Source organism: Arsukibacterium sp., assembly GCF_033722355.1.
Classification (GTDB): Bacteria; Pseudomonadota; Gammaproteobacteria; order Enterobacterales; family Alteromonadaceae; genus Alishewanella.
The window spans coordinates 1-5,801 of sequence record NZ_JAWVZF010000170.1; the positions used below are offsets into that span (position 1 = coordinate 1).

Genomic DNA, 5,801 nt, shown 5'->3' on the forward strand with positions numbered 1-5,801 from the left:
GCAACAGCTGCCATCACTGCCATCATCAGCAGGTAAGAAATTAATTGTTGTTTCCATTTAAAAAAGCGCAAAAATTCCCATTTTGCGACGATCAGGCTTTGTCTTGAAATCATGCTTGTTCCCTCAGCTGATGCTGTGCCATCGCGGTTAAATACAATTGATGCAGATCCGCCGTCTGCATTTCAACCTGAGAGAGCTCGACCTGCTTGACCAGCTCTTTTAAAATAGCCGAGACACTTTGCTCTGCCGTTAGTTTCAATCCGAAACGGCTGTTGCTATGCCATTCTATCTCCAGCTCCGGCAGCCACTGCTGCACCTGCTCCGCGATGACCGGCTGAGCACAGCTAATCATCATTTGCCGCTGCGCGCCAATCTGCTGCTTAATCTCTTCCAGGTTGCCTGCCAGAATGGCTTTGCCCTGAGCCATCAGTAACATATGATCAGCCAGCTTTTCTACCATTGCCATCTGGTGGGCACTTAAAATCACAGTCATGCCACGGGCTTTAAGCGCTTTTAGAAACTCAACCACTTTTTCCTGATTAATCGGATCGAGTCCTGAAAAGGGCTCATCCAGAATAACCAATGCCGGCTGATGTAATACTGCTGCAATTAACTGGACTTTTTGCTGATTGCCTTTGGACAATTGCTTTAAATCTTCATGGCGGCGGTCTGTCAGCTCAAACACTGCCAGCCAGTGTGCCATTTCCTTCAGTGCTTTTTGCTTATTCAGCCCATGTAGCTGCGCCAGATACAGCAGGTTTTTTTCAATACTTTTGTCCGGATACAAGCCCCTGTCTTCCGGCAAATAACCCAGTAACCGCCGTGGCACATGGTCGTAATGTGCCTGCTGATGACTAACCAGAATACTGCCGCTGTCAGGTTTGGTCATGCCGACCAGCATTCTGATAATAGAAGACTTACCGGCGCCGTTCGGGCCAAGCAAAGCAAAGATATCGCCTGAATTTATCTGAAAACTGACCTGCCGCACTGCGGCAATAGCGCCGTAGTCTTTACTGATAGCGGTAACAATTAACTGCATAGGTTGCCCGATTCTGATTATATATTTAACTAAATTAACATTGCTGCCGCCCCTGAGGCCAACAGCAAATTGTTAGTAAATATGTAAGCAGATGTTGGCATTATAGCTAATGCCTGACAATATCAGTCAGGATTGCAGATTCTGTTTGTCGCAGTGCTCAGACCTTGCTATGGTTATTTACATTCTCTAAAAAGCTCGCAGGTATTATGAAGTTAGCATCCACCGTCTTCGGCCTTGTTATCGCTTCAGCAATGCACGCCAGCCAGTTATTCGCTGCCACTTTAACCATTAATGTTGTCAACCAGCAGCAACAACCACTGGCGGATGCTGTGGTTGAGCTGCGCTCGCTAAGCAATCCGCCACTAAAACCACAGCGCATTCAGGTTGCCCAGCAAAAGCTCACCTTTGTGCCTTTTGTCAGCGCAGTACCAGCCGGCAGTGTCGTGGAATTTCCCAATCTGGATAAAACCCGCCATCATGTGTACTCATTTTCGCCGGCTAAACAATTTGAGATCCAGTTATACGCCGACAAACCTGAGGCACCGATTAGCTTCAACACCCCTGGCATAGTTGCCCTTGGCTGCAACATCCACGATTATATGCAGGCCTACATTTATGTTGCTGAGAGTAATCTGCTGGCCGTATCTGATGAGACGGGCCAGCTGATATGGCCTGATATTGAGTTAGGCGACTATCAGCTTTTAGTCTGGCACCCCTGGCAACTGACACCGCGGCAGCAGGCTGCACTTAACGTGGTCATGCCTGAGCAAACAGAAACTGTCACGTTAGCCGTTGACTTGACCCAGCAGAAACCGCAGGCGCCACAACGTGGCTTTGGCAACAGGTAAGCTGGTAATGTTTAAGTCATTGCGCAGCAAATGGATCAGCTTACTGGTGGTGTTACTGAGTTTGCTGATGCTGCTGACCGGTTATGCCACGCTGAAATCGATGCGGGCCCATTCGCTGCAACAGGCGGAGCTGTCACTCGGTGTTGCCAGCAAAGTTTTTCAGCAGGCATTGGACAACCGCGCCGCTCAGTTAACAAACAGCGTCAGCCTGCTGGCTGCTGATTTTGGCTTTCGTCAGGCTATTGCCACCGCAGAGCAAGCGACCATTGAATCGGTATTGCAAAATCATGGTAGCAGGATCAATGCGCAACTCTCCTTATTGCTGAATCCACAGGGTGAATTACTGGCCAGCAGTAACAGCCTGAATCAGGCCGATATCAGCCAGTTGCTGCCCGCCACCCTGGGCTCCACTGCGGTCACTGACATTCTGCTAATTAATGGCAGGGCTTACCAGCTGGTGGTTGTGCCGGTGAGGGCGCCGGTTATTATCGCCTGGGTTGGCATGGGTTTTCTGGTCGATGTGCCGCTGGCAGAACAGATCAAGGGCATTACCGGGCTGGATATCAGCTTTACCCAACTTAATGACCGCACCGGACAGCAAGTAACCAGTACGCTGCCGCTGACAGCACAACAAAAGTTACTCAGTAACCTCGAACAGATATTAAGCTCCCCGAATACTACCCATTTTGTCGGGGAATTCAGTTATATCAGCCGTGGCAAACCGCTCGACAGTGACAAACGATTGTGGGCTTTACTGCATATGCCTGATGACCGCTGGCTCACCAGTTATCAGCAGTTGCGAAGCCAGCTGGTTGAAATTTTTGTTTTTGGGTTGTTGCTGGCGCTGGCCGCGGCTTTTATGTTTGCCCGCAGCATCAGCAAACCATTAAGCCAGCTCAGTCATTTTGCCAGAGCGATAGGCCAGGGCAATGCGGCTGTGCCACCGCCGGTTAGTCAGGACGAAATCGGCGTATTGACCAGTACACTGGTCAATATGCAACACAGTATTGCTGCCCGCGAACTGCAACTTCGCCAGCAAGCTGAACATGATGCGCTGACCGGCTTGTCAAACCGGCATGCGGTAGAGCAGCGGCTGCCCGCCATTTTAGCAACACAACGCGGCACCCTGTTGCAGCTTAATATTATTCAGTTTAAACATATTAATGACACGCTGGGGTTGGCAAATGGTGATAGCTTGTTGCAATTACTGGCGCAACGCCTGAAGCATCATCAGCCGGTGGCCGCGATGTGTGCCCGCCTAAGTGGTGACGAGTTTCTGATGCTGTTTAACGAAAGCCTGACCGAACCGCAGCTGGTTGATTTATACAACAGCCTTCAACCGGCCTACAATATCCAGAACTCTTTGATAAACTTAAAAATAGCAATTGGTATTTATCCGTTTGAACCAGGCCGGGTTTCAACCAGCGAGGCATTAAGACGGGTTGATCTGGCACAGGAAAATGCCACTGCAGCCGGCGGCGGTATCGCTTTTTATCAGCATGGTCAGGACGAAACTCATCAGCGGGAACTGACGATTATCCGCGATTTACCCGACGCGCTGATAAGCGGTCAGCTATACGTGATGTACCAGCCAAAGGTCGAGCTGGCTTCTGAGCAGTGTCACAGTGCTGAGGCACTGATTCGCTGGCAGCATCCGCAACTGGGTTTTATTTCTCCGGTAGAATTTATCGCCACAGCCGAGCACTCGGGTAATATCAGCCTGATCACTCAGTGGATGCTGCAAACGGTGATAAAGCAACTGGCTGCCTGGCAGCGGGACTTTCCCACTTTACGGGTGGCGGTTAATTTATCAGCGGCAGATTTGCTGGATCAGAGTCTGCCGGGGCAAATTGAGGCCATGCTGGCACAGTATCAGGTTCCGGCATCGGCGCTGGCGTTAGAGGTCACCGAAAGTGCTGTTATGCAAGATACCAGCAAAGTTATCGCCAATCTGAACACATTAAAATCGATGGCGATTAGTCTGGCCATCGATGATTTTGGCACCGGGCAGTCATCGCTGGCGTATTTGAAACAGCTCCCGGTCAATGAAATTAAGATTGATCGGGCATTTGTTAAAGATATCGAAACAAACACCAATGATGCACTTATCGTCAATGCTACTGTGAAACTGGCACACGGACTGGGGCTGAAAGTCACTGCCGAGGGTCTGGAAAATCAGGCCGGACTGCGATTTTTACAAGCGTCAGGCTGCGATACTGTGCAAGGTTACTTTTTCAGCAAGCCATTGGCGACGGCTGATTTCCGCCAGTGGTTAATCAACTTTGCCGCAGCAACCAAGCCAACGGCGGAGGTAACTGAATGACATTACGTGTGACGCTGCTTATGCTTGTGCTGTTGCCTGCTGTCGCCACAGCTGGCAGCAAAATTATCGGCACCGGGGGCGCAACAACCATTGAGGGCAATGCCGGGGGTGGCATTGTGCCCTGGGCAGTAATTAATGGCTACGCCAGCAGTGAAGAATGGTCAGTCACCACCTTTGCTAGCCGCGTTGGGGTTAACAATTTCAACCTGTCCAGCGGCGGCATTGCGCTGAGCTTCGACAACAGATGGGAGCTGTCTTATGCCCGTCAGCGGTTCGCGCTTGAGTCAATCGGCGGTAACTTAGCGCAGGATATCTTCTCGGTAAAATATCATCTGGCCGGTGAATTGTTGTATACCGCGATGCCGCAACTCAGCTTTGGCATATCACATAAGCGCAATGCTGATTTTGCCCTGCCTGAGGCAGTAGGCGCAAAAAGTGCCAATGGCACCGACTTTTATCTGGCCGCCAGCAAAGTGCTGTTTCACCAGCTGGCAGGTCGAAACCTGTTGCTAAATGGCACCATCCGGGCAACCAAAGCGAACCAGACCGGCTTACTGGGTTTTGGCAGCGCTATTGATAACGACTATCAATTCTTATTCGAAGGTTCTGCCGCATTGCTGCTGAATTACAATCTGGCGCTGGGTATTGAATTTAAGCAGAAGCCAGATAACCTGGCGTTTGCCGCTGAACAACACTGGCGGGATATTTTTATCGCCTGGTTTATCAATAAAAATGTCAGTTTAACCGGTGCTTATGTCGATTTAGGCCATATTGCCGGTCAGGGTTCACAAACCGGCTATTATCTGGCGTTGGAGGCAACATGGTGATACGTAGCGGGCTATTATGGGCCTGCCTGCTTATGCTGTCTGGTTGCAGCAGTTCAACCCCGACGACGCTGTATCAGCGGTTAGGCTCTGCACCTGGCATTGAAGCGATTGTCGATGGCCTGTTATATGAAATTGAACATGATGAACGAATCGTCCATCATTTTGCTGACAGTGATATTGGCCGCTTCCGGGCTAAACTGACCGAACAGCTGTGTGACTTAAGTGGTGGTCCTTGTCAGTACAGCGGCAGCAGTATGCAGGAAAGTCACACCGGCTTTAATATTACGCTGGCAGATTATGACGCACTGGTTGCAGGTTTAATCAAGGTCATGCAACGCCAGCAAATCAGTATTGCTGATCAAAACGCGCTGCTGGGGTTGCTGGCCCCGATGTACAAAGATATCAGTTACCGCTGACGCCGGGTAGTTTCACCAGTCTGGCTGACAGTCGCCGGCTCAGGGGAGCAAAGACAAATACCAGTGGAAAAGCACAGGCATGGGCATAGACATAGGCATGCAGCCATGCTGTGATAAACCCACTGAACCAGCCAAGATTAATCAATGTCAGTATGCCCGACATCAGAAACGCCATAAAACCGGACATAATAAAAGCAAAAATAACCGGCTGGAATTTTGCGGGGAACATAACACCTCCAATTAAAGGGGGCTTATCATAACCAAACAAACTAAGGATTGCATGACCAGAATCGTTTTCCTTGATGCCGGCTCGATGGGTGACACAGATCTGACCCCGCTGCAATTGCC

6 protein-coding genes are annotated in these 5,801 nt (G+C 50.1%); 4 read left to right on the forward strand and 2 right to left on the reverse strand.

From position 1 onward, the window contains the following. Window positions 1-109: 109 nt before the first annotated feature. Entirely contained in the window at window positions 110-1,039 is a 930-nt protein-coding gene (locus R3177_RS12645; RefSeq protein WP_318971389.1) for an ABC transporter ATP-binding protein, read from the reverse strand. 206 nt (window positions 1,040-1,245) lie between these two features. Between R3177_RS12645 and R3177_RS12650 the strand changes: the two genes are divergently transcribed. The 4 genes from R3177_RS12650 to R3177_RS12665 are packed head-to-tail and all read left to right on the forward strand — an operon-like array spanning window position 1,246 to window position 5,453. Continuing rightward, the gene (locus tag R3177_RS12650; protein ID WP_318971390.1) at window positions 1,246-1,887 is read left to right on the forward strand and encodes a methylamine utilization protein; all 642 of its coding nucleotides are present in this window, start codon (window positions 1,246-1,248) and stop codon (window positions 1,885-1,887) included. 7 nt (window positions 1,888-1,894) lie between these two features. Then, window positions 1,895-4,210, forward strand: coding sequence for a putative bifunctional diguanylate cyclase/phosphodiesterase (locus tag R3177_RS12655; RefSeq protein ID WP_318971391.1), 2,316 nt, complete (start codon window positions 1,895-1,897; stop codon window positions 4,208-4,210). Continuing rightward, a complete protein-coding gene (locus R3177_RS12660; RefSeq protein WP_318971392.1) occupies window positions 4,207-5,037 on the forward strand; it encodes a DUF3034 family protein in 831 nt (276 codons plus the stop codon). Before R3177_RS12655 ends, R3177_RS12660 begins: the two co-directional genes overlap by 4 nt. After that, on the forward strand, window positions 5,031-5,453 hold the full coding sequence (locus R3177_RS12665) for a group 1 truncated hemoglobin (RefSeq protein WP_318971393.1): 423 nt from the start codon (window positions 5,031-5,033) through the stop codon (window positions 5,451-5,453). The genes R3177_RS12660 and R3177_RS12665 overlap by 7 nt, the downstream gene beginning before the upstream one ends. Here the strand turns inward: R3177_RS12665 and R3177_RS12670 are convergent. Next, a partial coding sequence (locus R3177_RS12670; RefSeq protein ID WP_318971394.1) for a DUF2798 domain-containing protein occupies window positions 5,440-5,801 on the reverse strand: 362 nt, incomplete at its 5' end. The genes R3177_RS12665 and R3177_RS12670 overlap by 14 nt on opposite strands.